We start from the raw sequence: 25,134 nt of genomic DNA on the forward strand, positions 1-25,134 counted from the left end.
AGCGGCATTGACATCGGCCAGCCATCGTCGGAGCCGGGGCATCGAAGCCGCCGGGTTCCCCGCCGACATCAACAAGCCCGACACCCAGGCCGTCAGGCGTCGCAGGCGCGAAGGCCAGCGGCAGGGCCAGAGGCGTGCCACTGGTAGCGCTTGACATTCATGCCCCGACGGAAGTCGCGGTACCTCCGCGCCGCCGCCCGTGGAGTCCGCACCACAACGGCGCACCAACGAGGATCCGATCTACAGGCTCACGCAGGCTCCACCGGTCCTTATCAAGAACCACGTCGCTGTAGATCTCCGCGAACCACTCGGCGTCGACCGCATCGCCAAACGTGTATCCACGCCTCCACGGCTCGCCCGGGGCTTCGCGCGACTCCTGAGTGAAGCCCTGGTCAAACGCGATCTTCATCGCCTCCACCGAGATCGATTGCGGGTCATCGCGCCGTAGGCCGCTCGCCGTGCATCTCTCTGCCAACCATCTCGTGATCGACCACATCGCGGAAGAGCTCCAGCCGCTTGCCACGGGGTCATGGGCCCCGGGTGCACGAGATCGCATGTCGTCGGTTGTCACACGGACGGGTCCCAGGCTGCGAGCTGATCGAAGATACGACGGTCGCCTTCGAATTTCAGCGAATCCAGCGGTATGCGGCCGTAGAAGAACAGGACCAGGTCACTGGCCGTGCCCCGGGCGGAGACGTCGGCCGTGTCGGGGTCCTCGCCGGCAGCGGGCGTGAGGTGGGCGACCTGTGCGCCGTCGTGGGAAAGCCGAAGGCGCCAGGAGTGGCCTTCGGTGGCGTGGTAATCGACGATGGCGGGGTCGTGTGGCCAGGCGACCGTCGTCGCGCAGAGGGTGAACTGGCAGTCGTCGAAACCGTCGAGGGCGACCTCCTCCGATAGCGGATGCGGGGCACCCACCGTGAGCTGGGCGTCGTAGGTGTGCACCGCGATCTCGGGAACCTGGCGCCGCGCCCATGCACCAGAGGTTTGCGGTGACGGCGAGTCACCCCACCACGTCCAACAAGGGCGATCCGGGCCGGCCTCACGCAGCGCGCTCGTCAGCTGCTCGACGGACTCGGTCCACCAGGCCAGCAGAGCCTCGCGTTCCCGAGGCGCACCCATGCCGTCCTCCCAAGCCGACTTCTCCGGAGGCGCGTCTGCGGGCCCTGCGGCGACGATGGCGGCTGATTTGCGGCGGCCCATGCCCACGTGTTGCACGAGATCGAACAGCGTCCGCTCGGGATGGGTCGGCACCTGCAGGTCGAGGCTGGGTGCCGCGGCGACCGCAGCGCGGAAGGCGGTCGACCGTTCGTTGATCAGCCGCAGATGATCAGAGAACGTGAGAATTTTGTGCACCCGGCTTTCTATCACTGTGCTCCAACGACCGGACAGCGAATTTCGCAGCCGACGCGGCGGCCGCCCCGGCACTGATACGTGCCCTTGGATGACGCGCGGAGAACGACATCCGCAACGCGGAAAATCACTCGTACGGCTGCCACTCGGCTAGGTCGTAGATCAGCCTGTGGACGGGGGTTCTTGGAAGAGATCATCGATTGCGCGGCGGGTACGTTCCTCGCTGGCCGGCATCAGGTGGGTGTAGACCCGGAGCGTGAAGCCGGGGTCGGAGTGCCCGAGGTACGAGGCGAGGGCCTTGATGCTCTCCCCCGCGTCGAGCAGCGCCGAGGCGTAGTAGTGGCGCAGCGCGTGCATCCCGGTAGACCGGGTCGGAACGATGCCGGCCGCCTTCACCGCTGGACGCCAGCTCTTGTCGTCGAAGGTGGCTCGTTTGATCGCACCTCGGCGGGTGGTGGTGAAGATCAGCGGCACGGTCAGCCGCTCCTCGCTGAACGGGTCTTCCCACGGCAGGGTGATCGAGAGCGGGTCGTACTTCGTGGCGTGTTCCTTGAGCGACCGGGCCACCGAGTCGGGCAACGGCAAGCCGATGGCGATCTACGACGCGATGGGCAAGGACGCGATCCTCTTCCCCTTCACGCCCAGCGACGAGGACACCAGCAATGACGCCCTCTATAGCGAGCAGGCCCGCGCCTGGTTCGACAGCGTGTGGGGCACCATCGCCCGCGAGTACGCGTCGTGACCGCCGCCGACCTGGCCAAGGTGATCGACCGCGTCCGCGTGATCCTGCTCGACTTCGACGGCCCCGTGTGCAGCATCTTCGCTCAGCATCCCGCGTCGACCGTCGCTCACGAGTTGCGCCGGCTGCTCGTCGACCAGGCCGTGACCCTGCCGCCCGAGATCCTGGCCGAACGTGACCCGCTCGCCGTGCTGCGCTTCACCGCAGCGCTTGGACGCCCGGCGGTCGTTCGTTTGATCGACCAGGCGATGACCCGCGAGGAGGTCACCGCGGCCTGCACCGCCCAGCCCACGCCGTACGGCCGAGAGGTCATCGTCGCCGCCCACCAGACTGGCCGCCGAGTCGCCGTCGTCTCGAACAACTCGGCTGAGTCCGTCCATGCCTACCTGGCCGCTCGCCGGTTGACCGGCTACATCCATCCGGTCATCGGCCGGCCCGAGGCAGCCCCCGAGCGGATGAAGCCGGACCCGTTCCCGGTGCTGGCAGCCGTCCGCGAGTTGGGCGCCGAGCCAGCAGAATGCGTGCTGGTCGGCGACTCCCTTACCGACATCGAGGCCGCCCACGCCGCCGGAATCGCCGCCATCGGGTACGCCAACAAGCCCGGCAAGCGCGAACGGTTCACCTCCGCAGAGGCAGTCATCGACAGCATGGCCGAGATGGTGGCGGCGTTCGCCGTCGACGAGCTGTAAGCACCGCAACCACCGCACACGAGCGCCCCGGGAGATCCTCACCGGGGCGTTTCTCGTTGCCTCAGTCCTGAGTTCGACGCACAGCGCGAAGGACAGCGGCTACGAGCTAGTCCAGGTCTCCGCGCCTCGTGGCGATCCACGCCTCAACGTCCTCGGCGAGCCACACGTTGCCCATCTGAAGCGTTGCCACAGGCTCAGGGAAATCGCGCCGGTTGGTGATCTGGTAGACGCGCTGTCGGGAGACGCCGCCAAGCATGATCCGGATCTCGCCCGAACCCACCAACCGCAGCTTCTTGCCCATGACGCTGACGCTAGGCATGCGTCGACTAGGCATGTATCAAGTTGATGGACGCCTAGCTCTCTGACGCCTAGTCACTTACTCTTGACGGGTGACTAGGTTCAAGTGGTTCCAGCGCCCTGGTCAGCCGGTGGACTATGTAGCCGGCGAGCCAGTCGCATCCAAGCACCCCCGTCCGGAGACGCAGCGGTGGATCGGCCGAGCCGCTGTCCCGGTTCTAGATCAGCCCTTGATGACCATGGCCGCCGCCTGGCGTTCGTCGAAGGCCCTCAAGCGCCTCAACCAGAGGTGAACCGTGCTGATCCCTCAACGGCAACCAGAGCCCCCGTTCCCCGTCCTGATGGCCGGCTACGTCATCGACTTCCATCACCGATCGGCCTGCTCGAAGTGCTCTGACGACGGATGCCCGCGCCTGGTGGCGGCCGGCGAGACCCTACGCACTTGGCGAGACAGAAAGAGCCACCGTGGAGGCCGGTGACGTGCTGCACCTGACCCATGCCGCGACCCGCCCAGCCCCGTCCCTCATTTGGCCTTGCCGACTCCGCGCACTCAACGGACGGTGGCAGTGACCCTCCCAAAAGCCGGGGACGTCGTCCACCTCACCCGAGCCGCGAGCGTGCAGTTCATCAACCCCATTATGTTCCGCGTCATCCGCGTACTCGACTGGCCTACCTATGACCACTGGACATGGCTCGACGGCTACGAACTCGACCGCAAGGGAGACGCCGTCGCCCGCCGCAGCGTCTTCGTGCAGAGGGAGGGGCTACGAGTCATGCACGCCGGAGGACTTGACCGCTGACCACAACGAGGCCGGGCCCGTTCTTCCAGGTCCAAAGGTCACGCAGCCAGTCATGCCGCCACGAGTGCCCCTTCGCCGTTGGTCGGCGACCCCAGCTTGGACTTCTACACCAGGCGCTTGATCCGCTACCCTGTGTGGACCCGCGACAGAGATCACATGTCCAGACGTACGGGGGTGCCTGGTGTCGATGGCTGAGGCGCGACCGGCGGCAGAAGCAGAAGGGTCTGGGCCGGTACGGCTTCTTCCCACCCATCAGCTAGCAGTAATCGGCTTGCCGAATTGGCCTGTACTAGATCAAGGCGCTCCGCGCGGCGCGGGCCGGGGCGCGGCAAACGGCTCCTACGGAGCCGCCGCCCCGGCTGCCTACGGCGCCGGGGCGGAAAGTCAGCCGGCCCGGAACCCACGCCCCGCCCCGCGCGTCCGCCTCCATAGGCAGGAGATCCGGTGACGATTCCAGGAGTGACCGAAGGCAGGGCGGACATGCCTCACCCGTTCCCACGATCCAGGTGGCGCCCGAAGGCTCCTAGTTGACCACGGGGCAGGCTCGGAGTTGCCGAACGGCTTACGCGGGCCACTGGGGGCCCGCACCAGGGGGAGGAAGTGGGGAGGGTGAGTGGTGAGGGAGGGGCGGGGTTAGAGCTGCCTCCGGCGGGGGCCAGACGACTCCGGGATGGAGTTGACCATGAGTTGCGGTGGTGGAGTGGTTGAGGAGCTGCCATCCCGTCCACCACCGACCCAGGCAAGCCGAGCAGACCAGGGCCAGGGCGACAAGGTCGTACGTCCGGTAGGGCGCTCCACCTTGTCGCCCTGGCCCTGGCCCGCTCCACGGAGTGTGGGTCGGCGGCAGACGGGATGACAGCCTATACAGAGCGAGCTATTCGCCCCACTCCTTTGCAAGAGCCCGTCTACACTCCTTCACCTTCTCCGCCATCTGAGCTCCTAGGCGAGATTGTGTCATTGATAGGTTGATCATCCGGTGCACCAGGTTGTGCAATGCGGAGCCCTGGCCAGCCGCAGCCTCCCCGGCCGCTTGAGCGAAGGAGTCATCCCTGGGCATACGGGTGGCAAGGATGGCTAGGAGCACAGCTTGCGAGGCCAGCGTGCCGAGAACGGCAAGGCTCTCTATTCTGCTGTTGACGCTTTCCAGATTCCTCGCCGCAGCGCGAAGGCTCTCTACGTGCGTCAACTCATCATTGAGGGCACCGTCCTCCAGTTCGTCAAGGATTTCAGCAATTGCGTTTAGTGCTTGGCTGGCCATCTGAAAGTCTTCGCGATGTCGCTCACGCCTAATTCCGCGCAGTTCTCGCTCGCGCTCCTCCTTGACCCGCATCTCGTCACGCTGCTCACGTCCGCGGGTTTCCTGCTCCTGTCGGACCCGTTCTTGTGCAAGCTCAAAGGTTCGGTCGCGCCGTTGTAGCTGATAAACGAGGAACGCCAGCACGCTGGTCACCGCCAATGACGCTAGGCCTACTCCTGCGCCTAGCCAGTCACCTGGTGTGATGCCGCCCTGTGGTGCGTCGAGGATCGCAAGCATCCACAGAGGATGTCACTCCGCGCACCCCTTGTCTTCCCCGCGCTACCCCGCGCGGTGGCATTGGTCAGCCTTCGTCCACAGTCCTCTACCCTGGCGCCACCGCGAAGCCCTCTCGTTGAAACGAGGCCAGAGGAAGACGGGCACGAGGGTCAGTCCTTCCAGCGCTTCTCTATGCGCGCCTCTAAGCGTTTCACGATGCGGTTCCGCCGCACATGTGCGTGGCGCTTAAGCCAACGGACTGGTTGCCTGACCCAGAACGGTACGCCGTAGGCCTCTGCTGCCAATTGGATGATGGATTGTTCCGTCTCTGGCGTGAAGAATGATTTCCTCGGCTGCCCGCTTCCACTCCTGAACCAGCGGGCACCCGCGGCATCAACGAACATTATCTCCAGTTCGAAAGAACGCGGTTCCCCCGACTCCCAACTCCGCCAAGGCCTTGGATCGCCGAATTCCCAAAATCCCGTGACTCTTGAGTCTGCCGTGACGATCTGCAAACTTTTGTGAACCGTATTGTGGCCGGCAAACAGCCCGTACTCAATGTCATCGTCGAAGCGAGGGAGGACAATTAGATTGGAAATCGGCGCTGCACTCTCGTTCCGAACGAACCAGCTAGCCCCAGTCCATCCTTTATCGTCGTTACCCAAAAATCGGTCCACACCCACAACGACCAACTGAGCCTGGGCTGACTCTGCGCTCTCCTTCTCGTCGCGGCGCACGCGGATCTCATGGCGAAACAGAAGTCCGGTAAGCAGCACGGCCAGCGTCGACATCGCCAAGCCGGCAACGCTGCCCCATGCCTGCATCCAGTCGGTGATCTTTGGATCCTCAGCGGCCAGCACCGCGTCAGGGTAGGCCAGGCTCGCCACGCCCAGACAAGACCACGTTCCCGTCATGTTCCCGTGGAGGCTCAGGGAGCACCGGATCAGACTGGACTGGGCTGGACCCCACGAGAAGGGCCCCCAACCGGCATCTCTGCTGGTCAGGGGCCCGTCTCTGAACCTGGTGGCGGGTAGAGGATTCGAACCTCTGTAGCTTTCGCGACGGATTTACAGGCCGCCAGCGCCCGAAGTAGCCCGGCGACTAGCCCTCCGCCACAGCCAACGACGACGTGGCGCGGAGCCTGCTAGACGCGGGCCTGGCGGCGAAGGCCGAGGGCGCCGGCGGTTAGCAGGACGAGGGCCCCGATGACGAACGTCCAGAACCACGTGGCGCCGAGTACCTCGGGCTGGCCCCAAGCGCCCCAGGCTCCGAGCGACAGCATGGCGATGATCAGCGGGACGAGCAGCACCGCGGCCGCGATGGTCGCCCGGGCATCGACGGCAACCCACAGCAGGAAGCCGGCCATCACGACGACGGTGGCCCCTGGTTGCAGGTTGATCGTCACGTCGTAGTCGGTGGGTAGTAGGAACACCGCGACTGGCACGGCTAGCAGCCAGGCCATCGGCCGCCGCGTGCCCGGCGCCGGCCAGAGAATCAACGGCACGATCAGCAGCACGGCGATCGGCAGCGGCCAGAGGGCCGAGTCAGCCATGGCCATGTTGAGTACGAACTCGATCGGTGGATAGTGGCGCTCGCCGGTGACGCTGTCGACGCCGACGAAGCTGAGGCGCAGGACGACCAGCGTCGCGGCAAGCGCGCTAAGCGTCGCCAGCAGGCCCAGCACGTATCGCCCGCCGGCTACCGCGACGACCGCCAAGGCGGCGATGACGGTTACCAGTGGATGGATGAGCTCAGGTGGATAATCCACACCGTCCGGGACGACGCGAGGGAGGACTCTGCCGGTCTCGGCCAGGCTGCCGGCGGTGGCGTATGCCAACAGCAGGAGCACGGCCAGCCGCAGCGACCCACGGAAGCCCCGGCTTGTCGAACGCGCGTCGCGCGTCCCGGCACGGGTCTGCAATCCCCGCAGGATCAGGATCGCCGCCTCCCGCGCCGTCGGGCGCCGCTGATCAGGGCCGGCCGCCTCCATGAGCGTGCCGATCATCTCAGCGCCGCGCTCACGCCGGTAGCGCTTCGGGTACGCCCACAGGAGCAGCCGGTACCGCGCCTCAAGTGTCTCCTGAGTCATGCCGGCCTCACCGCCCGCACCCGCAGTGCCGATCGGTCGGTCACGACGCGCGCCGCCTGGATCATCCGATCGGCCTCGGCACGGAGCACGGCAACGCCCTCGTCCGTGAGGTCGTAGTACCGCCGGGCCCGCCCGTTGACCACCTCCTCGTCGACCATGCGGAGGAGCCCTTCGGCGCTGAGCCGGTCGAGCGCCGCATAGAGGGTGCCGGCCGCCATGCGTACCCGACCGCCCGACAACTCCTCGGCACGCTTGATGATTGCGTATCCATGGAGTGGGCCGTCCATCAGCGCGGCGAGCGCGTAATAGCTCTGTTCGCGGATAGCCATGGCGAGAGAATATGCAGTCGGACTAAGTATGGCAAGGTTGGTGCGGTACTCGGCGGGAAGACCACGCATTGCTGGCACGCTTCAAGGCAATGCCCCCGCATGGCGCGCAAGCGCCGTACAGCAGCGAGGTACAGCAACCCACCGGCCCGCAGCGTCCCTCGCGGGGCGACCAAGGGCGATCGGCCATCGCGGGTAGCCGTAGAGGACCGCATTGCCCGGAGCTACGGATCAAAGGCGGCTATGGGCCGTGACGCGAAGCACGAGTGTTCTTGCCCGTGGTGTTGATGGGCTCCGCTGTGGGCGTCCTCTGCCAACTGAGGTACGCCCGCAAACGTGGTCATGATGTTGACGGCGACCGCTCCGATCATGGCGGCCGCAGACCCACCGTAGAAGATCCAGCGAGACGCTTCCGCTCCACTGGCCGCGGCCTCCGCCGCGAGGCCCCCCTGCATGACGGCGGCGAGGACAGCAACGAGCGCTGCGGCCACCGTACGCAGGCGAGGAGTGCACCGCGAGCGGCGGGCCTTGAACCCGCGACTTCGCCCCCAGCGCAACCCATCAACACCACCCACCCATTGTGACTGGCGACAGCAAGGCCAGGGCGTCGCCAGGGCGTGAGGGCGTCTGCAGGGCGTCAGACGGCGACCAGCGATGGCCAACGACGACCATAGGCAGCCCGGAATACAAGCAGGTCGCAACCTTGTCGAGGCTGCGACCTGGTGGGCGACGGACGAGTCGACCTGTACGCCGGATTCTGTGCGCGGCGCGTACCCCTCGCGGGGTACGGGCCGGCGGCGGCCATCCATCTCGGCCTGCCGTTGCCGGCAGGCTCATGCGGCCTACCCGCAGACATCGGGCGGGCAACCCTCAAGCGTCTGCGCCGGGTCGCCATCTTGCGGTGACGACCCTTTCTTGGCCTTGCTCCGGGCGGGGTTTACCGAGCCACCCCGGTCACCCGGGGTGCTGGTGGGCTCTTACCCCACCGTTTCACCCTTACCGACCCGATGGGCCGGCGGTCTGTTTTCTGTGGCACTGTCCCGCGGGTCACCCCGGGTTGCCGTTAGCAACCACCCTGCCCTGTGGAGTCCGGACGTTCCTCGGCGGCGGGCCGGAGCCCGCCGACGCGACCGCCCGGTCGACTCGTCCGTCGCACCCTCATCCTAACGACGCCGGCTCCCCGCCCATTTCCGCCCCGGACGACCTCCGGGGAGTCCCCGCTGTCCGGTTTGCGCCGTGTCGCGGTGTCCGGGGGCCGGGACACCCCGACACGCCGCAAACAGCACGCGCCCGCGCAGGTCGCGGCGGACGGTGGGGCGGGGTGGTCGGGGCGCGGTGGTCGCGCGGGGCGTACTAGCCTCGGGGCACCATGGATCTTTCCGACGCCGCGCTCCTGCTCGCCGCCGGGCTCGCCGCGGGCACGGTCAACGCGGCGGCCGGGGGCGGTTCGCTGATCACCTTCCCGGCGCTGATCGCGGTGGGCCTACCGCCGGTGCCGGCGAACGTCACCAACTCGGTCTCGGTCTGCCCCGGTTACCTGGCCAGCGTGGCGGGCAGCCGGGCCGACCTGCCGCCGAGGCGTTCGCTGGTGACGCTGGCGCCCGCCACGGTCGTCGGCACGATCGTCGGTTGCCTCCTGCTGCTGGCGACCCCGGCCCGGACGTTCGAGGTGGTCGTACCGTTCCTGGTGCTCGGCGCGACCGCGATGCTCGCCTTCCAGGATCCGCTGCGCGCGCTGGTCGGGCATCCGCGCGACCTGTCGCCGCGCCGCCGTACCGTCGCGGTGCAGGCCATGGTCGCGCTCGGCGCGGTGTACGGCGGCTATTTCGGCGCGGCCCTCGGGGTGATGCTGGTCGCCGGCCTGGCCCTGGTGCTGGACGCGACGCTGGCCCGGGTCACCGCGATCAAGAACCTGCTCTCGGCGGTGGTCGGGCTGACCACGGTGGCGGTCTTCTCGCTCTTCGGGCCGGTGAACTGGGCGGCGGTCGCGGTGGTCGCGCCGGCCACGCTGGTCGGCGGGTACGCCGGCGCCCGGCTGGTCCGCCGGTTGCCGCCGGTGCTCCTCAAGATGCTGATCGTGGCCTTCGGCACGGTGATCGGCCTCTACCTGCTCTGGCGGGCGCTGGGCTGATCTCGGTACGCCGATCCACTCCGCCGCCCAGATGGCTGTATCGTACAGATAGTTTTGTTTGTACGATACAGCTATGAGCGACGACCAGCGCGCGGGAGCGGACGACCAGGCCACCCTCGGCCGGATCGAGACCGAGGTGGCCCTGCTGATGCGCCTGGGCGAGGCGACCCGCCGGGCCACCGGCACCGCCGAGCACCGGGTGCTGGACCGGGCGGCGTACGTGATCCTGCGGCACCTGGACGCGGCTGGCCCGCAGAACGTCTCCGCGCTCGCGGCGCAGCTCAACCTGGACGGCTCGACGGTCACCCGGCAGGTCTCGGCCCTGCAACGCGACGGGCTGATCACCCGCGCCCCCGACCCGGCGGACGGGCGCGGCACGGTGGTCTCCCCCACCGCGGCCGGCCTGCAACGGATGGCGGCGGTGCGGGCGGCGCGCACCCGGCTCTACGGCGACATCCTCGGCGACTGGGACGCCGAGGACCGGGACACCCTGGCGCGGTTGCTGGGCCGGCTCAACGAGGCGCTGAGCGCCCGCAACCGCCGCCGCTGAACGAAAGCCACCCCTCGCCCCGCACCGGCAAGGACGGGCGGCGGACGGTACGGAGCTGATGACGTGAACGACTCAGCGGCCGGGCGTCGCCACCGATCCGTTCACGTCATCAGCTCCACAGCGTCTCGGCACAGCGGCCGGCCGCGGGACCCCGGGTACCCACCGCAGCGGGCACCCGGGGCGGATCGACCCTTACGCCACCGGCTCGCGGGCCGAGTCGGCGTCGCGCTCGGGGCCCGGAGTGACCCGGGGGTCGCCCTCGTCGGCGAAGTAGTCGTCCGGCGTGGTGTGGTCCACCCCGTTGGTGACCTTCGCGGCCCGCAGGACCAGGGTCAGCAGCGCGGCCACCACCAGGTTGACCAGCACCGCCACGATGCCCACGTAGATCGTCTTCTTGGTGTCGAAGCCGAACTCGGACAGCGGGAAGGCCGAGCCGGCGAAGTGCTTCTTCCCGGTCACCGGGTTGGCGATCTGGTAGAGCATCCACATGCCCATGCCCATGCCGGCCGCCCAGCCGGCGATCAGCGCGGTGCGGTGGAACCAGCGGGTGTACAGGCCCAGCGCCACCGCCGGCAGCGTCTGGAGGATGATCACGCCGCCGATGAGCTGGAGGTCGATGGAGAACTGCGGGTCGAGGAAGATGATGAACGCCAGCGCGCCCACCTTGACCAGCAGCGAGGTCACCTTCGAGACCTGCGCCTCCTGCGCCGGGGAGGCGTCCCGCTTCAGGTACTCCTTGTAGATGTTGCGGGTGAACAGGTTCGCCGCCGCGATCGACATGATCGCCGCCGGCACCAGCGCGCCGATGCCGATGGCCGCGTACGCGACCCCGGCGAACCAGTCGGGGAACTGCTGGTCGAACAGGACCGGCACCACCGTGTTGTTGTCCACGCTCCCCGCCGTCGCCCCGGGCAGCGGCTTCACCCCGGCCGCGATGGCCATGAAGCCGAGCAGCGCGATCAACCCGAGCAGCAGGCTGTACGCCGGCAGCGCGGACATGTTCCGCTTGATCACGTCCCGGTTCCGGCTGGCCAGCACGCCGGTGATGCTGTGCGGGTAGAGGAACAGCGCCAGCGCCGAGCCGAACGCCAGGGTGATGTACTGGAGCTGGTTGTTGGCGTTGAGCAGGATGCCGTCGCCCGGCGCCGCTGACGCCTTGAACTTCGCGTCCGCCGCGTCGAAGATCTCGCCCCAGCCGCCGAGCTTGTAGGGCAGGTACAGCACCGCCACCAGGATCACGATGTAGATCAGCGTGTCCTTGACGAACGCGATCAGCGCCGGCGCCCGCAGCCCGGACTGGTACGTGTACGCGGCCAGGATGGCGAAGGCGATGATGATCGGCAGGTGTCGGGCCAGGGTGCTCTCGCCGGTCACCCCCATCGTCTTCAACACCGCCTCGATGCCGACCAGTTGCAGCGCGATGTAGGGCATCGTGGCGACGATGCCGGTGATCGCGACCAGCAGTGCCAGCACCGGCGAGTCGAACCGGTTCCGGACGAAGTCGGCCGGGGTGACGAAGCCGTGCCGGTGCGAGACCGACCAGAGCCGGCAGAGCACCAGGAACACCAGCGGATAGATGACGATGGTGTACGGCACGGCGAAGAAGCCCATCGCGCCCGCGCCGAACACCAGCGCCGGTACCGCGACGAAGGTGTACGCGGTGTAGAGGTCACCGCCGACCAGGAACCAGGTGATCCAGCCGCCGAAGTTGCGCCCGCCCAGCCCCCACTCGTCGAGGTGGGCCATGTCCCGCGGCGCCCGCCAGCGGGCCGCGACGAAGCCCATCGCGCTGACCAGCAGGAAGAGGATCGTGAAGACGATGATCTCGGTCAAATGGTCACGCCACATCACCGACCACCCCGCTTCTTCGTCATCTGGTACACGAGCGTCGTGGTGGCCACCCCGAGCAGGATGTAGGCCAGTTGCAGCCAGTAGAAGCGCGGGAAGCCGAAGAGCCGGGGCGAGTCCGCGTTGAAGAACGCCGGGATCAGCGGCACCAGGATCGGGACGAAGAGCAGCCAGTTCCAGGGACTGTGGTCCTTCGCCCTGGACGACGCCGTGCCCGCCGCGGGATCCGGTCCCGGCTCGGCCGGTGGTGTTCCGGGATCACTCATCTGCGTCTCCGAAGGGTCGTGGGTCGGTGTGATCGCGCGGAGGCTAACCACCCTGTGACTGCCGTCACGCCACTCGTCGCCGCACCCTGCGCCGAGCGGCAAGTCCGCTGCGCCGAATGACGTGCCCGGCCCTGGACGGGGCAGCCGGCCGGGCCGCGCGCCGCTAACCTGGGGCCTCACGCACTGACACGGGGGTGGCGCAGGGTGTCGCTGTACGCGACCGAGGCGATGCGGGCGTTGGGCTCCTCCTTCTCGACGTACGTCGACGAGCTCGACCAGCAGACCCGCCCGACGCTGGCCGGGCTGGAGCTGCCGCAGGGGGCCTTCCCGCTCTTCGCGATGTCTGCGGCGGACGACTACGCGCAGTCCCTGGCCGCGGTGGGCGCGGTGACCACCGCGCTGCGTGACACCTTCGACGCGATCGGCACGGCGCTGCACCGGGTCGCCGGCCACTACGAGCAGTTGGAGGCCGACCAGGCGGCCGGCTTCCAGCGCAGTCACGACTGACCGAGGGGGACGGATGCCGGCGGGCTGGGACGAGGGCGGCTGGACCGACACCGACAGCGACGCGTTCGACACACTGCTGATCCGGGGGCTGGTGGTCGCCGCCACCAGCGGCCTGATCGTCGCGCTGGAGCCCTCCGGGGCCGGTATGGCGGCGGCCGCCCTGACCGGGCTGCTGGTGATGCCGAACGTCGTCGATCCTGAGCCGTGGATCAGCAACTCCGGCACCTGGGGCGAGCTGAAGAACGCGTACGACAGCATGCACGCCCAACTGCTGAGCCAGATCGAGAAGGTCGACGGGTTCTGGCAGGACTCGGCGGCCACCCAGTTCCACGCGTTCGCCACCGGCGACCTGCTGCCGGCCCTGGAGCGACTGGCGCAGACCTGCTCCCTGATGGACTCGTACTGCGCGCAGCTGGCGGCCGGCGTGATCACCACCCTCGGCGCGTTCCTGGTCGCCACGGTCAGCGCCGCCGTCGCCGCCGTGGCCGCCAACGCCGCCGGCCCGGTCTCGCCGGCCGTCAAGATCGGCATCTTCGCCTCCTGGGCGGCCTTCGCGGTCGCCGTGATCGGCCTGCTGGCCGGCTTCGTCATGACGGTCTGGCTCTCCGCCAAGACCCTCGGCGACGCCAACGACGAGCTGGCAAACAAGTTCGCCGACCGGAGCGGGCGGATCGACACGGCCAGCATCCGGCTGCCCGAGTCCCTGAAGATCGTCATCGGCGATCCGGCCGAGTGGGTGCAGCGGTGAACGCGGACGCGGAGGCCATCGCGGCGGCGGCGGACGAGGCGCGCCGCCAGGGCTACACCGACCCCTCGCTGCGCGCCGTCCGGGAGCGGGTGGACGGCCTGGCCGCCCGGATCGCCGCGCTGCGGGAGGAGAGCGTCGAGGCCAGCGACGCCACCGGCACGGTGACCGCCCGGGTGACCGGCGACGGCGAGGTGGCCGAGGTCTACCTCAGCCCGCAGGCCGTCCGGGACCTCGACGCCGACCAGCTCGGGGCCGCCTGCCTGGAGGCGGTACGCCAGGCCCAGATTCGGCTGTCGACCACCCTCACCGACCGGATCCGGGAGATCACCGGCAACGACGGCGTCGACCAGCCGCCCGCACCCCGGCAGGCGCTCGACGAGTTCCTCCGCGGCACCGGGGCGGTGGGCTGATGCAACGACCGGACCTGAGCGCCCTGGCCCGGCAGATGACCTCGGCGATGACCGCCGCGGTCGAGTTCGCGGAGGGGGCCGCGCACCGGCGGCACGTCGTCTCCTCGCCCGACGGCGAGGTCACCGTGGAGATGTCCGGGGCGCGGGAGCTGCTGGACATCCGCATCGACCCCCGAGCCCGCCGTACCGTCGACAACCTGACCCTCGGCGAGCTGGTCACCGAGACGATCCGGGCGGCCGGCCGACAGGTGGACGAGGCCCGCCAGGAGCTGCTCGATTCGCTGCGGGTCGGCGACCACGCCGTCGGTGACGTGCTGCGCGACCCCCTGCGACTGGTGTCGCGGCTGACCGAAGGGACGCCCCGCCCGTGACCCGCCCACCCCGCCCACCCCGCTCGCCACGCCGCAACGCGGCGATCCTCGGCTATCTGCTCGTCGTGGCCACCATCGGCCTGGGTTTCCTCGCCCTCCAGCCGGGGCTGCCGGGCCTGGTCCGGCTCGCCGTGGGCCTGATGTGGCTGGCGGTCGCGCTGCCGTGCCTCTACCTCATGCGCTGGCTGCTGCGCTCCGGTCGCGGCTGACCTACCGGTCCCCCGCCGGTCAGCGCGCCGCGAGGTGGGCCGTGTCGTTGATGCTGCGTACCGCCACGCCGCCGTCGGGCCACATGTCCAGCACCGAGATGCCGGCCGCGTCGAGGTAGAGCCGGTGCAAGAAGGCGTCGCCGGCCGCCAGGGCGTCGCGCAACGCCAGCTTGATCGGCGAGACGTGCGAGACCACCACCACGGTCTCCCCCGGGTACGCCTCGCGCAGCGCCGCCACCGCCCGGTCGACCCGCTCGGCGACGACGGTGAACGACTCCCCGCCGGGCGGCGCGATCCGGGTCGAGGCGAGCCAGGCGTCCAGCTCCCCCGGCCACTGGTCGCGTACCTCGGCGAAGGTCTTGCCGTCCCAGTCGCCGAAGTCGCACTCGATCCAGTCGTCCTGCGGGCGTACCGGGATGCCGCCGAGCGCCCCGGCGATCGCCTCGGCGGTCGCCGTACACCGGGACAGCGGTGAGCTGAGCACGGCCGCGACGGACGGGGCCAGCTCGGCCACCCGCGCGGCCGTGGCCCGGGCCTGGGCCCGGCCCTGGTCGGAGAGCGGGACGTCGGCGCGGCCGGCGTAGCGGTGCTGCACGGTCCACTCGGTCTCGCCGTGGCGGACCAGGATCAGCCGGGTGGCGGTGAAACTGGGCCGCGGCTCCCAGGAGGGCTTCATCGTCGCCGGATCGGTCGCGGCGGTCCGGGTGGCGGCGCGGGCGGCGACCTCGCGCGGCGGCTCGGCGACGGCGGGGCGCTTCGGCGGCCTGCCGGCGGCGGCGTCCATCGCGGCGTTGGCCAGCGCGTCGGCGTGCCGGTTGCGCTCCCGGGGGATCCAGCTGAACCGGACCGACTCGAAGCGGTCGACCAGCGCGGCGGCCTGCGCGGCGAGCGGGCGCAGCCCCGGGTGCTTGATCTGCCAGCGGCCGCACATCTGCTCGACCACCAGCTTGGAGTCCATCCGCGCCTCGACCTCGGCCGCGCCCAGCTCGGCGGCGGCCTCCAGCCCGGCGATCAGCCCCCGGTACTCGGCGACGTTGTTGGTGGACACCCCGATCGCCTCGGAGCGCTCCAGCAGCACCTCCCCGGAGTCCGGGTCCCGGACCACCGCGCCGTAGCCGGCCGGGCCCGGATTGCCCCGGGACCCGCCGTCGGCCTCGATGACGACCGCGCGCACCGCCACCGGCTACAGACCCGACTCGTTGGTGCGGACCATGATCCGGCGGCACTCCTCGCAGCGGACCACGTCGTCCGGCGCCGCCTTGCGGATCCGGGACAGGTCGGCGCCGGAGAGCTCCAGCCGGCAGCCGCCGCAGCGCCCCGCGGTGAGCAGCGCCGCACCCAGGCCGGTGTCCTCGCGGACCTTGTCGTAGAGGGTGACCAGATCGGCCGGGAGGTCGCCGGCGAGCGGCTTGCGGGCGGCCTTCTTGAACTCCTCCTCCTTGGCGATCTCGGCCAGCGTGTCGTCCCGACGCTGCTCGGCCGCCACCCGGCGCTCGCGCGCCTCGGCCATCCGGGCCTCGATGCCGTCGAGCACGCCCTGCGCGGTCTCCCGCTGCTCCATCAGCTCCAGCTCGGCGTCCTCCAGATCGCCCTGCCGCCGGTTGAGCGAGACCAGCTCGTGCTGGAGCGCCTCCAGCTCGCGGGCCGGGCCGGAGCCGGCGGCCAGCCGCGCCTCGTCCTTGCTCTTGCGGGCGCGGACCTGGTCGATGTCCTTCTCCAGCCGGGCGATGTCCCGGTCCAGGTCGTCCACGGCGACCTGGGCGCGGACCCGCTCGTCCTCCAGCGCGGACAGCTCACGGGCCAGCCCCTCCAGCTCGGCCCGCTCGGGCAGGGTGCGGCGGCGGTGGGCCAGCTGGGCGAGGGAGGTGTCGATGGCCTGCAGATCGAGCAGGCGGCGCTGGACCTGGGGTTCAGCCTTCACGGTCGGGGCTCCTTGTCGTCCAGTACGGGCGCGGCGGCGTGCACGGTCCACGGGTCGGTGTCCAGGTCGGACACCACGGTCTCGACGCCGAGGTCGTCCCGCAGGTGGGCGGCCAGGTCGTCCAACCAGGGTCGTTCGGTCGCCCAGTGGGCGGCGTCGAGCAGGGCGGGCCCACCCGCGGCGAGGTGCTCGCCCGCCGGGTGGTGCCGCAGGTCGGCGGTGAGGAAGGCGTCCACCCCGGCGGCGGTCGCCTCGGCCAGGAAGGCGTCGCCGGAGCCGCCGCTGACCGCGAGGGTACGCACGATACGCGCGGGATCGCCCGCGGCGCGAACTCCCCAGGCGGTGGCGGGCAGTACGGCGGCGGCGTGCCGGGTCAGTTCGGCCAGGGTCAGCGGGGCGGGCAGCTCCCCGATCCGGCCGATGCCCCGGCCCGGGCCGTCCGCCGGGGAGCCGGGCGACGGGCGGTGCAGCGGGCGCAGCCCGGTCAGCCCGAACCGGGCGGCCAGCGCGTCGGAGACGCCCGGGGCCGCCACGTCGGCGTTGGTGTGCGCGACGTACAGGGCGACGCCGGCCCGGATCAGGTCGTGCACGATCCGCCCCTTGTACGTCGTCGGGGCGACCGAGGAGACGCCGCGCAGCAGCAGCGGATGGTGGGCGACGATCATGTCGGCCCCGGCGGCGCGCGCCTCGGCGACCGTCTCGGGCACCACGTCGACCACGCAGGCGACCCGGCGTACGGCGGCGGCGGGCTCACCGAGCACCAGGCCGACCCGGTCCCACTCCTCGGCCCAGGAGGGCGGATACCGGCGCTCCAGGACCGCCACCACGTCGGCGACGGTCGGTGGGGCTGCGGTTGTGCTCACGGCCGGTCAGCTTACCGGCGCGGACGGGCCGCCACGGCCTCGCCCGCCGCCCGTGTCCCCCGGCACAGCCCACCCCGCCCAGGCTGATCGCACCCGCCACGCCCCCGGGCCGCCGCCCGGCGTGGCCCCGGTCGCGCCCGGCGTGATCCACACCGTTTGCGGCGTGTCGGGGTGTGCGGGGCCCCGGACGCCACGACACGCCGCAAACGGGGGCGGTGGATGCAGGCGGGCGCGGGGACACCGCGACACGCCGCAAAACGGGGGCGACGGATGCAGGGGGCGAGGGATGCGGGGGGGATCAAAGCCGGGGCGGGCGGCTCAGGCGGCCGAGGTGACGCGCGAGCGGTCGCGCAGGGCGACGAGCCCGACCTCCCACGGGAAGGCCTGGAGGTGCCGCTCCCCCGTGCCCGGGGCGTGCAGGGGGAAGACGTGGTCGCCGAAGAGCACCGTGGTGCCCCACTCGCGCAGCCGGGCCAGGCCGGCCCGGAATGCCGGGTGAGCGGCCATCGCGGCGTTGGTGAACGGCACCGCCACCACCGGCAGCCCCATGCCCTGCCCCTCCACCAGCAGGCCGAGGGCGAGGGTGTCGGTGATCCCCGCCGCCCACTTGTTGACCGTGTTGACCGTGGCCGGGCAGACGATCATGGCGTCGGCCGGGGGCAGCAGGTCGGGGTCGCCGGCGTTCTTGTAGTGGGTGCGTACCGGGTGGCCGGTCTGCCGGGCCAGCGCGGCCCGGTCGACGAACTTCGCCCCGTCGGGCGTGGTCACCAGGCACACCTCCCAGCCGTCCTGCTGGGCCAGGTCGACCAGGCGACCGACGTGCCGGGCCAGCGGCGAACCGCAGGCGATGACGTAGAGCACCGCGCGGCGCTCGCTGCTCGGGTGCGGGCCGCTCATCCGGCCGGCACCGTGTTCATACCCCGACTCCCATGTGCTCAGCCAACTCCGCTATCGGCGGAGGCGGCGCACCACGTGTGCGACGCAGCACGTCCGACATCACCTCGTGGGCGATCGGCCGGCAGCGGATCTCCGAGGGCGCGAGCCGGTCGCCGCGCAGCAGCATCTCGCCGGCGTTGGCCACGTCGCCGATCTGGGCGAAACCCCGGGCGATGTCGAGCAGGTGGTGCGCCCGGCGTTCGGGCAGCAGCGCGTTGAACGCGGGCTCCGGGAGGCGCTGGTGGATCTCCACCGCCCGGCCGCCGTCGCCCAGCTCGACCGCGGCGGCGGCGCGGTGCAGCTCCAGGTTGGTCGGGCCGAACGAGGTCCAGTAGTGGTTCTGGTCGCTGCCGAGCAGGGTGGCCGCCTCGTGGGCGCCGTTGAGCAGGTCGTCGACGGTGGCGGAGTCGCCGATCCGGGCGGCCGCCATCGCGCCCTGGAGCAGCAGCATGCCGTAGACGGAGAGCCGGTCCGGGGAGGCGTCGTTGCTCCCGCCCGGGGCGAGCCGGTTGGCGATGGTGACGTTCAGCTCCAGCGCGGGCCGGGCCCGGCCCATGGCGACCAGGGCGTTGCAGACCCGGGTGGTGGCGACGCCGGCCAGCAGCTGGTCGTCGGCCCGCTGGGCGACCGCCATCGACCGGTCGGCGGCCAGCCAGGCCAGGTCGCACTCGCCCAGCTTGCGCAGCACCGAGGAGGCGATCTGGTAGACCTGCCCGAGCAGGTGGGCCGCTTCGCACGCCTGGTCGCCGCGGTAGCCCGCGTCGGCCGCCTGGGCGTCGCGCAGCAGCTTCGGCAGCGCCCGGGTCAGCATCCCGTAGCGGCCGTACTGGTAGGTGAGCCAGGCGTGGTTGACGGCCTTGCGCATGTCGGCCAGCGGCGGCGGGTACGGCGCGGCGTCGAAGTAGGCGCTCATCGAGTCGTACCGCTCCAGGGCGGCCCGGATCTCCTGCACCTCGATCTGGTCGATGCAGTTGAGCGCGTCGGTACGCCGCTCCGGGTCCTTGCCGAGCAGCAGTTGCACGTCGACCTGGAGGATGTCGGCGATCTCGTAGAGGACGGAGAACTTGTCGAGCCGGCGTACCCCGCGCTCGACCTTGTCTACCCAGCTCTTGGACTTGCCCAGCCGGTCGGCGAAGACCTGTTGCGACATCTTGCGCCGGCCTCGCCAGTAGGCAACCCGCCGGCCTATGGGCAGCTCGTCCATCCTCTTGCTCCTCCCCCTCGTCGCCCGTCCGGCGGATTCCCGGACGGTCCCCCGCGGGTGCGGCGCTCCGTCCGTCTCAGGTTTTCGCTGGTCGCACAGGTTGTACGTCGGCCATACGGCCAGTCCTCGTAGTTTTCGTGCAAGTTGCACGGGGCCGTTCGACAGCTCAACGATCGTGGGTTACGGCAGTGACGGTGTTCGACACGTGCCTGACGGGTGTCCGGTCGGGGCGAGGGGAGATCACGGATTATGTGGGGGAACGTCGGACCTCGGGTCGCCCAGCTGTCGCCGATCGAGCGGGTCCGGCTGCGCCGGATCGCTGTCCGGTACGCCATGCACGGCTGGGAGGTCACCCCGGGCGCCTGCCTGGCCCGCAGCCGCTTCGTCTGCGGTCGGGCCGGCTGCCCCACCGTCGGCTGCCACCCCGCTCTGGAGGACTGGGAGCAGGCGGCCAGCGCCGACCCGGCCCGGGTGGCCACCTGGTGGCACAGCCGGCCGCACGCGGTGCTGCTGCCCACCGGGCGGGCCTTCGACGTGCTGGAGGTGCCGGCCCACCTCGGTCGGCGGGTACTCGACGCGCTCCCGACCCACCCGGCCGGTGCCGCGGTCCGGGGTCCGGTGCTGGTGACCCCGACCGGCCGCTGGATGTTCCTCGTCCGCCCCGGCGATCCGCTGCGCCCGGAGCTGGAGCACTGCTTCCACGTGGTGCGCCACGGGCCCGGCTCGTGGATCGCGGCGCCGCCGACCCGGCTGCCGGAGGGTCCGGTGCGCTGGGCGGTCGCCCCGGAACAGGCACGCTGGCAGCTGCCCGACTCGTACCTGTTGCAGAACACCCTGGTCGACGCGCTGCGGGCCACCGGGGTGACGCTCGCCCCGGAGCTGCTTCCCGGCCAGCTCCCGCTCCCCCGACGGGGTCACTGATCCGCGAATCGGTGCACGGCAGCGTCCCCGCCGGTGCCAGGGTCGTTGAACCGGTGACGGCGCGGACGCGCCGGGAGCAGGGGTACGTGATGGCCAGGGACGACGCGACGGGGCCCGCCGGCGGCGCCGAGCCGCCGCCGCACCACCGGCGGTCGCGCCGCCGGTCGGGCACGCGCCCGGGCGGCTCCCGGCCGGAACGCGCCCGCCCCGCCGGCTCCCGTCCGGCCGGCAGCCCCCGCCCGGCCCGCTGACCCGGGCCGGTCAGTCGGTCAGCGGCAGGCGGGTGGAGTGCAGCAGGCGGCCGTCGTCGGTGACGACCGCGTGCAGGTGGTCGGGGAGGCGGTCCAGCCAGCCGATGCCGGCCTCGCCCATGGCCACCGCCGCGGTGGCGTACGCGTCGGCGACGCCCAGGTCCGCGCCGACCACGGTGACCGAGCGCAGGCCCCGGGCCGGCTCGCCCCGGCGCGGGTCCCGCACGTGCTGGCCCCGGTGCTGCACGCCGGAGGTGGCGACGGCCAGGTCGCTGCCGGCGAGGACCAGACAGGTGGCCATCGGGTTCCACGGGTGGGCGACGCCGATCCGCCACGGCTCCCGGATCGGTGACAGTCCCCGGACCACCACGTCACCCCCGGCGTTGAGGCAGTGGTTGGCCGCACCGGCGGCGACCAGCCGGTCCGAGGCGACCTGCGCCGACCAGCCCTTGACGTACCCGGACGGGTCGAGCCGGCCGGTCGCGTACGCGTCGAAGTAGCCGTCGGTGGCTGCCCACAGGTCGGCGCAGCGTTCCAGCACCGCCCGCAGGTCCGCCGACGCGTCGGCCAGCCGCAGCTCGCCCCGGTCCAGCCGGCACACCTCGCTGTCGTCCCGGTAGGTGCTGAACCGGGCGTCGACCTCGCGCAGCCAGCCGAAGGTCTCCTCGGCGAGGTCGTGCAGGGTCGCGGCGGGCAGGTCGTCGGCCAGGTCGAGGCTGATCGCCGTACCCATGACGTGCTCGACCCGGCGCAGACCGGGACGGGCCGGCGAGACCGGCGAGACCGGCACCTCAACCGGCCCGGTCGATCGCCGCCTGGAGCGACTGCTGGTACGCGTCGCTGGTGGCGGTGGCGTCGCTGACGGTGTTCAGGTCGGCGCTCTGCTTCTGCACCACCTCGCCGCTGGTGCCGCTGTAGGTGCGCTGCACGTCGTCGCTGCGCTGGCCCGACTGCCCGCTCTGCGGCAGGCCGATCCCGGTGACGTTGACGATCCGGCTGCCGGAGAGGGTGATCTGCACCGACAGGGAACCGTACTCGTAGTTGACGGTCGGGCCGCTTACCGTACGCAGCGCGGGTTTCGGCGCGGCGGTGGTGGTCCGCGGCGCGGCGGGGGCCCGGGTGCCGGTGGTGGACCGCGCGGCCGGGGTGCCTGGTGCGCCGGTGGTGGGGCGCGCCGCCGGGGCGCGTCCGGAAGCGGCGGGGCGCGGCGTCGGGCGGACCCCGCCGGCCGTGCCCGGGTCGCCGGCCGCGGGAGCGACGGACGCCTGGTCGGCCGGGAGGTCCTGGGCGACCAGGCTGGCGCCCGGGGAGCCCTTGAGCACCACCAGCGCGCTGGTGCTGGCGGCCAGACCGGTGATCGCGAGGATCGCGCGACGCATGTCGGGTGCCTTTCTACAGCTCGAACGTGGCGAGGTGGATCTGCCGGCGCGGCACGCCGGCGGCGCGCAGCACCCGCACCGACTCCTCGACCAGCCCGGACGGGCCGCAGAGGTAGACGTCGCGGCGGGCCACGTCGGGCACCAGCCGGCGCAGCCCCTCCGGGTTCATCACCTGGCGGGGGCCGGCGTCGTCGCGGGAGCCGATGACGTACCAGACGGAGACCTGACGGGCCTGGGCGAGCCAGTCCAGCTCGTGGTGCAGCAGCACGTCGGCGGGGGTGCGGGCGCGGTAGATCAGTGCGGCGCCGGGCGGCAGCTCCTCCAGCATCGCCCGCAGCGGGGCGATGCCGCTGCCGCCAGCGATCAGCAGGGCCCGCTCCCGGGTGCGGTGCGCGGCGGTGAAGGTGCCGGACGGTCCCTCCGCCCAGACCCGGGTCCCCGCGTCGAGGTCGCGCAGGTCGGCGGTGTGCGCGCCGACCACCTTGACGGTCAGCCGCAGCCAGCGGCCGTTGGCGGCGGCGGAGAGCGAGAACGGGTGCGACTGCCACCAGCAGCCGCGGGTGAGGAACCGCCAGCGGAAGTACTGCCCGCCGAGCATGTCGATCTGGTTGAGCCGCGCGCCGGTCAGGTAGATCGAGATGGTGTCCGGGGTCTCGGCGATCACGTCGGCCACCCGGAGCCGGTGGCGCAGGTTGAAGCGCAGCGGGGCGACCAGCCGCCCCCAGACCAGGGCGGCGACCACCAGCAGGTAGGCGGCGATCCAGCCGGTGCGCACCGGCCCAGGCTGGAAGAGCTGGGCGCCGTTGCTGAACTGGTGGCCGAAACCCAGCAGCAGGGCCGCGTAGCTGGTCAGGTGCAGGTGGTACCAGAGCTCGTAGGGCAGCAGGGTGCGGATCGCCCGGACGCCGGTGAGGCCGACCAGCACCATGATGCCGGCGGCGGCGAACGCGGCGAGCATGTCCTCGTAGTCGCGCAGCAGCACGCCCACCTCGCCCACCACCGACTGCTCGTCGGCCTCGGCGTAGGCCACCAGGAGCAGCGACATGTGGGCGAGCACCGCGACGAGCAGGGTGGCGCCGACGTCCCGGTGCAGCCGGGAGATCCGCTCGCCGCCGAGCGAGCGTTCCAGCACGCCGAGGCGGCTCATCATCAGCACCTGCACCAGCAGCAGGTAGCCGGCGACCAGGCCGGTGATCCGCCCGGCGGCGGTGAGCACGTCGCCGGTGTCGGCCAGCGCGCCGGCCGGGGTGTCCAGCCACCAGGGCAGCACGCTGGCCACCAGGCCGAGCCAGAACAGCGCGGACACCGCCCGTCGGCCGCCGGGCCCACGCCGGGGCAGCGCCGGTGTCGGGGGTACGGGGGCGGCCGAACGGCCGCCGTGCCGGGACGAGCTCCCGGTACGGCGGCCGCCGGCGTACGTCTCCTGGTACGTCACGCGTACAGCTTCATGGGGGTGTACTTCTGCCTCGGGAAGATCTTGTCCACCTCGGCGTTGGTCAGGCCGAACCGCCCCTGCGCCACGCTTCCGTAGACGTTGAACATGTTGTTGTACTCAGGTACGTCGCCACTGTCGAGATCGTTCAATCCGTTCCAGGTGCCGAGCAGCGAGCCGGCGAGCTTGCGGCCGGAGAGCAGGGTGACCACGCCGCCGTGGCCGTGGTCGGTGCCGCCGCTGTTGGAGGCGACCCGGCGGCCGAACTCGCTGGACACCATGATGGTGACGTCGGCGGCCCGGTCACCGAGGTCCGTGAAGAACGCGGCCATCGCCGTGGCCAGCTCGTTGAGCCGCCGGTGCAGCTGGCCGCCGTCGCGGGTGCCCTGGTTCTCGTGGGTGTCGTAGCCGCCCATGCCGACGGTGGCCACCCGGACGTTCGCCCCGCCCTTGATCAGCTGGGCGAGCTGCTGGAACGCCGACCCGACGCCCTCGTACGTCACCCCGGCCGCCGGCTGGTACGGCTTGGCCGCCAGCCGCTGCGCCGTGGCCAGCGCGCCCATGCCGTCGAGCACCGCCTCCTCGACGGGGTGGTTGATCCCGGTGAACAGGCCCCGGATCGCCTTCTCGGTGGCCGCCCGGTACTTCTCGTCGCCGTTGAGCCGCAGCGAGCCGACATTGTTGATCGACAGCGCGCCGTTGGTGCCCACCAGCGACCGGGGCAGCGTGCTGCCGATGCCGACACTGCGGAACGCGGTGCCCTTGCCCAGGGCGTCGACCAGGCTGTCCAGCCAGCCCCGGCCGCCGGTCTCGTTGGGCAGGCCGCCCAGGTTGCAGGCGTCCGCGGCCTGGAAGTGGCTGCGGGACAGCCGCTCGTCGGAGACCGCCGGGATGAAGCCGAGCTGGCCGGCCTTGAGCCACCGCTCCAGCGGCTGGAACGCGCTGGTCAGCTTGAAGCCGCGGCCCAGCGCCAGCGAGTCGTTGCCGAGCAGCAGGTCGGGCCGGGCCTTGGCCAGCACCGGGTCGTTGTCCGGAGCGACCAGGCTGAGCCCGTCCAGCCCGCCGTAGAGGAAGACGTGGATCAGGGTGCCGGTCTTCGTCGCCGCGAACGACGCCGAGGTGGTGACGAACTGTGCGGTGGCCAGCGCGGTGGCGGTGGCGGCGGCGCCGGCGACGAAGGTCCGCCGGGTCACCCCCCGCCCGTCCTGCTGGGCCTCCTCCAGGTCCTCCAGCCGGCGGTAGCGGTCGGCCTCGGCGGCGCTCTCGGCGGCGACGACGTCGGCCTCGGCGCGCAGCAGCGCCTCGGCCGGGTTGTCGGCCAGCCGCCGCAGGTCGGGGCATTCGGGGTGCAGGGGGAACGAGTGCACAGTCTTCTCCATCGGGT

Annotated in this window: 29 protein-coding genes and 1 other RNA gene; 11 read left to right on the forward strand and 19 right to left on the reverse strand. The window is 71.1% G+C overall.

Annotated elements, in window-relative coordinates; genetic code table 11:
* Positions 1 to 567 precede the first annotated feature (567 nt).
* Positions 568 to 1,353 carry a maleylpyruvate isomerase N-terminal domain-containing protein gene (locus ACTMTB_RS13455; protein ID WP_441145489.1) on the reverse strand — a complete coding sequence of 262 codons (786 nt, stop codon included), beginning with the start codon at positions 1,351 to 1,353 and terminating at the stop codon, positions 568 to 570.
* 159 nt (positions 1,354 to 1,512) lie between these two features.
* A complete protein-coding gene (locus tag ACTMTB_RS13460) occupies positions 1,513 to 1,929 on the reverse strand; it encodes a tyrosine-type recombinase/integrase (RefSeq protein WP_441145491.1) in 417 nt (138 codons plus the stop codon).
* A 10-nt stretch (positions 1,930 to 1,939) separates the two neighbouring features.
* Here ACTMTB_RS13460 and ACTMTB_RS13465 point away from each other — a divergent pair, with 10 nt between their 5' ends.
* Complete coding sequence (locus ACTMTB_RS13465) at positions 1,940 to 2,092, forward strand: hypothetical protein (protein ID WP_441145493.1); 153 nt, start codon at positions 1,940 to 1,942, stop codon at positions 2,090 to 2,092.
* Positions 2,089 to 2,778: an HAD family hydrolase gene (locus ACTMTB_RS13470; RefSeq protein ID WP_441145495.1), complete on the forward strand. Its 690-nt coding sequence runs from the start codon at positions 2,089 to 2,091 to the stop codon at positions 2,776 to 2,778. Before ACTMTB_RS13465 ends, ACTMTB_RS13470 begins: the two co-directional genes overlap by 4 nt.
* A 106-nt stretch (positions 2,779 to 2,884) precedes the next feature.
* On the opposite strand, the gene ACTMTB_RS13475 is transcribed toward ACTMTB_RS13470, so the two are convergent.
* Entirely contained in the window at positions 2,885 to 3,079 is a 195-nt protein-coding gene (locus ACTMTB_RS13475) for a helix-turn-helix transcriptional regulator (RefSeq protein WP_408630742.1), read from the reverse strand.
* Positions 3,080 to 3,641: 562 nt separating this feature from the next.
* Between ACTMTB_RS13475 and ACTMTB_RS13480 the strand changes: the two genes are divergently transcribed.
* Positions 3,642 to 3,875, forward strand: a complete 234-nt coding sequence (locus ACTMTB_RS13480; RefSeq protein WP_441145918.1) for a hypothetical protein — start codon at positions 3,642 to 3,644, stop codon at positions 3,873 to 3,875.
* An 874-nt stretch (positions 3,876 to 4,749) separates the two neighbouring features.
* On the opposite strand, the gene ACTMTB_RS13485 is transcribed toward ACTMTB_RS13480, so the two are convergent.
* The 5 genes from ACTMTB_RS13485 to rnpB form a co-directional block, all read right to left on the reverse strand.
* Entirely contained in the window at positions 4,750 to 5,325 is a 576-nt protein-coding gene (locus ACTMTB_RS13485) for a hypothetical protein (RefSeq protein ID WP_441145498.1), read from the reverse strand.
* Positions 5,326 to 5,558: 233 nt separating this feature from the next.
* Positions 5,559 to 6,248 carry a hypothetical protein gene (locus ACTMTB_RS13490; RefSeq protein WP_441145500.1) on the reverse strand — a complete coding sequence of 230 codons (690 nt, stop codon included), beginning with the start codon at positions 6,246 to 6,248 and terminating at the stop codon, positions 5,559 to 5,561.
* A 284-nt stretch (positions 6,249 to 6,532) separates the two neighbouring features.
* On the reverse strand, positions 6,533 to 7,477 hold the full coding sequence (locus tag ACTMTB_RS13495) for a hypothetical protein (protein WP_441145502.1): 945 nt from the start codon (positions 7,475 to 7,477) through the stop codon (positions 6,533 to 6,535).
* Positions 7,474 to 7,806, reverse strand: a complete 333-nt coding sequence (locus ACTMTB_RS13500) for a PadR family transcriptional regulator (RefSeq protein WP_441145504.1) — start codon at positions 7,804 to 7,806, stop codon at positions 7,474 to 7,476. The genes ACTMTB_RS13495 and ACTMTB_RS13500 overlap by 4 nt, the downstream gene beginning before the upstream one ends.
* 727 nt (positions 7,807 to 8,533) lie before the next feature.
* Positions 8,534 to 8,949: RNase P RNA component class A (rnpB, locus tag ACTMTB_RS13505), an RNA gene on the reverse strand.
* Positions 8,950 to 9,172: 223 nt separating this feature from the next.
* Here rnpB and ACTMTB_RS13510 point away from each other — a divergent pair.
* Both ACTMTB_RS13510 and ACTMTB_RS13515 read left to right on the forward strand, forming a co-directional pair.
* On the forward strand, positions 9,173 to 9,934 hold the full coding sequence (locus ACTMTB_RS13510; protein WP_441145506.1) for a sulfite exporter TauE/SafE family protein: 762 nt from the start codon (positions 9,173 to 9,175) through the stop codon (positions 9,932 to 9,934).
* A gap of 73 nt (positions 9,935 to 10,007) precedes the next feature.
* Entirely contained in the window at positions 10,008 to 10,484 is a 477-nt protein-coding gene (locus ACTMTB_RS13515) for a MarR family winged helix-turn-helix transcriptional regulator (RefSeq protein ID WP_441145508.1), read from the forward strand.
* A 192-nt stretch (positions 10,485 to 10,676) separates the two neighbouring features.
* Here the strand turns inward: ACTMTB_RS13515 and mctP are convergent, their stop codons facing one another.
* Entirely contained in the window at positions 10,677 to 12,332 is a 1,656-nt protein-coding gene (gene mctP, locus ACTMTB_RS13520; RefSeq protein ID WP_441145510.1) for a monocarboxylate uptake permease MctP, read from the reverse strand.
* Entirely contained in the window at positions 12,332 to 12,598 is a 267-nt protein-coding gene (locus ACTMTB_RS13525) for a DUF3311 domain-containing protein (protein WP_357919046.1), read from the reverse strand. Before ACTMTB_RS13525 ends, mctP begins: the two co-directional genes overlap by 1 nt.
* 204 nt (positions 12,599 to 12,802) lie before the next feature.
* Between ACTMTB_RS13525 and ACTMTB_RS13530 the strand changes: the two genes are divergently transcribed.
* From ACTMTB_RS13530 to ACTMTB_RS13550, 5 genes are read left to right on the forward strand one after another with little or no spacing between them, the layout of a single operon-like run.
* The gene (locus ACTMTB_RS13530) at positions 12,803 to 13,105 is read left to right on the forward strand and encodes a hypothetical protein (RefSeq protein ID WP_441145512.1); all 303 of its coding nucleotides are present in this window, start codon (positions 12,803 to 12,805) and stop codon (positions 13,103 to 13,105) included.
* Between the two features lie 13 nt (positions 13,106 to 13,118).
* Positions 13,119 to 13,853: a hypothetical protein gene (locus ACTMTB_RS13535; RefSeq protein WP_441145514.1), complete on the forward strand. Its 735-nt coding sequence runs from the start codon at positions 13,119 to 13,121 to the stop codon at positions 13,851 to 13,853.
* Positions 13,850 to 14,263: a YbaB/EbfC family nucleoid-associated protein gene (locus ACTMTB_RS13540; protein WP_441145516.1), complete on the forward strand. Its 414-nt coding sequence runs from the start codon at positions 13,850 to 13,852 to the stop codon at positions 14,261 to 14,263. The genes ACTMTB_RS13535 and ACTMTB_RS13540 overlap by 4 nt, the downstream gene beginning before the upstream one ends.
* Entirely contained in the window at positions 14,263 to 14,634 is a 372-nt protein-coding gene (locus ACTMTB_RS13545; RefSeq protein WP_357618111.1) for a YbaB/EbfC family nucleoid-associated protein, read from the forward strand. The genes ACTMTB_RS13540 and ACTMTB_RS13545 overlap by 1 nt, the downstream gene beginning before the upstream one ends.
* Positions 14,631 to 14,843 carry a hypothetical protein gene (locus tag ACTMTB_RS13550; protein WP_441145518.1) on the forward strand — a complete coding sequence of 71 codons (213 nt, stop codon included), beginning with the start codon at positions 14,631 to 14,633 and terminating at the stop codon, positions 14,841 to 14,843. Before ACTMTB_RS13545 ends, ACTMTB_RS13550 begins: the two co-directional genes overlap by 4 nt.
* Before the next feature lie 19 nt (positions 14,844 to 14,862).
* Here ACTMTB_RS13550 and ACTMTB_RS13555 read toward each other — a convergent pair whose 3' ends face one another.
* The 5 genes from ACTMTB_RS13555 to ACTMTB_RS13575 form a co-directional block, all read right to left on the reverse strand.
* Complete coding sequence (locus tag ACTMTB_RS13555; RefSeq protein ID WP_441145520.1) at positions 14,863 to 16,023, reverse strand: bifunctional RNase H/acid phosphatase; 1,161 nt, start codon at positions 16,021 to 16,023, stop codon at positions 14,863 to 14,865.
* Between the two features lie 3 nt (positions 16,024 to 16,026).
* Entirely contained in the window at positions 16,027 to 16,764 is a 738-nt protein-coding gene (locus tag ACTMTB_RS13560; protein WP_441145522.1) for a zinc ribbon domain-containing protein, read from the reverse strand.
* On the reverse strand, positions 16,761 to 17,627 hold the full coding sequence (locus ACTMTB_RS13565) for a Nif3-like dinuclear metal center hexameric protein (RefSeq protein ID WP_441145524.1): 867 nt from the start codon (positions 17,625 to 17,627) through the stop codon (positions 16,761 to 16,763). The genes ACTMTB_RS13560 and ACTMTB_RS13565 overlap by 4 nt, the downstream gene beginning before the upstream one ends.
* 318 nt (positions 17,628 to 17,945) lie before the next feature.
* On the reverse strand, positions 17,946 to 18,524 hold the full coding sequence (locus tag ACTMTB_RS13570; RefSeq protein ID WP_441145526.1) for a flavoprotein: 579 nt from the start codon (positions 18,522 to 18,524) through the stop codon (positions 17,946 to 17,948).
* A gap of 16 nt (positions 18,525 to 18,540) precedes the next feature.
* Positions 18,541 to 19,767 carry a helix-turn-helix domain-containing protein gene (locus tag ACTMTB_RS13575; RefSeq protein WP_154942682.1) on the reverse strand — a complete coding sequence of 409 codons (1,227 nt, stop codon included), beginning with the start codon at positions 19,765 to 19,767 and terminating at the stop codon, positions 18,541 to 18,543.
* Positions 19,768 to 20,016: 249 nt separating this feature from the next.
* Here ACTMTB_RS13575 and ACTMTB_RS13580 point away from each other — a divergent pair, with 249 nt between their 5' ends.
* Positions 20,017 to 20,688, forward strand: a complete 672-nt coding sequence (locus tag ACTMTB_RS13580; RefSeq protein ID WP_441145528.1) for a bifunctional DNA primase/polymerase — start codon at positions 20,017 to 20,019, stop codon at positions 20,686 to 20,688.
* A gap of 261 nt (positions 20,689 to 20,949) precedes the next feature.
* Here the strand turns inward: ACTMTB_RS13580 and ACTMTB_RS13585 are convergent, their stop codons facing one another.
* Genes ACTMTB_RS13585 through ACTMTB_RS13600 form a run of 4 tightly spaced genes read right to left on the reverse strand, consistent with a single transcriptional unit; the run spans position 20,950 to position 25,129 of the window.
* Positions 20,950 to 21,672, reverse strand: coding sequence for an FAD:protein FMN transferase (locus ACTMTB_RS13585; protein WP_441145530.1), 723 nt, complete (start codon positions 21,670 to 21,672; stop codon positions 20,950 to 20,952).
* Between the two features lie 58 nt (positions 21,673 to 21,730).
* A complete protein-coding gene (locus ACTMTB_RS13590; RefSeq protein WP_441145532.1) occupies positions 21,731 to 22,318 on the reverse strand; it encodes an FMN-binding protein in 588 nt (195 codons plus the stop codon).
* A 13-nt stretch (positions 22,319 to 22,331) separates the two neighbouring features.
* A complete protein-coding gene (locus tag ACTMTB_RS13595) occupies positions 22,332 to 23,753 on the reverse strand; it encodes a ferredoxin reductase family protein (protein WP_441145534.1) in 1,422 nt (473 codons plus the stop codon).
* Positions 23,750 to 25,129: a DUF1501 domain-containing protein gene (locus tag ACTMTB_RS13600; RefSeq protein WP_441145536.1), complete on the reverse strand. Its 1,380-nt coding sequence runs from the start codon at positions 25,127 to 25,129 to the stop codon at positions 23,750 to 23,752. The genes ACTMTB_RS13595 and ACTMTB_RS13600 overlap by 4 nt, the downstream gene beginning before the upstream one ends.
* Positions 25,130 to 25,134 lie beyond the last annotated feature (5 nt).

Origin of the sequence: Micromonospora sp. L32 (assembly GCF_052068055.1) — a bacterium.
In the GTDB taxonomy this organism is placed as follows: domain Bacteria; phylum Actinomycetota; class Actinomycetes; order Mycobacteriales; family Micromonosporaceae; genus Micromonospora; species Micromonospora purpureochromogenes.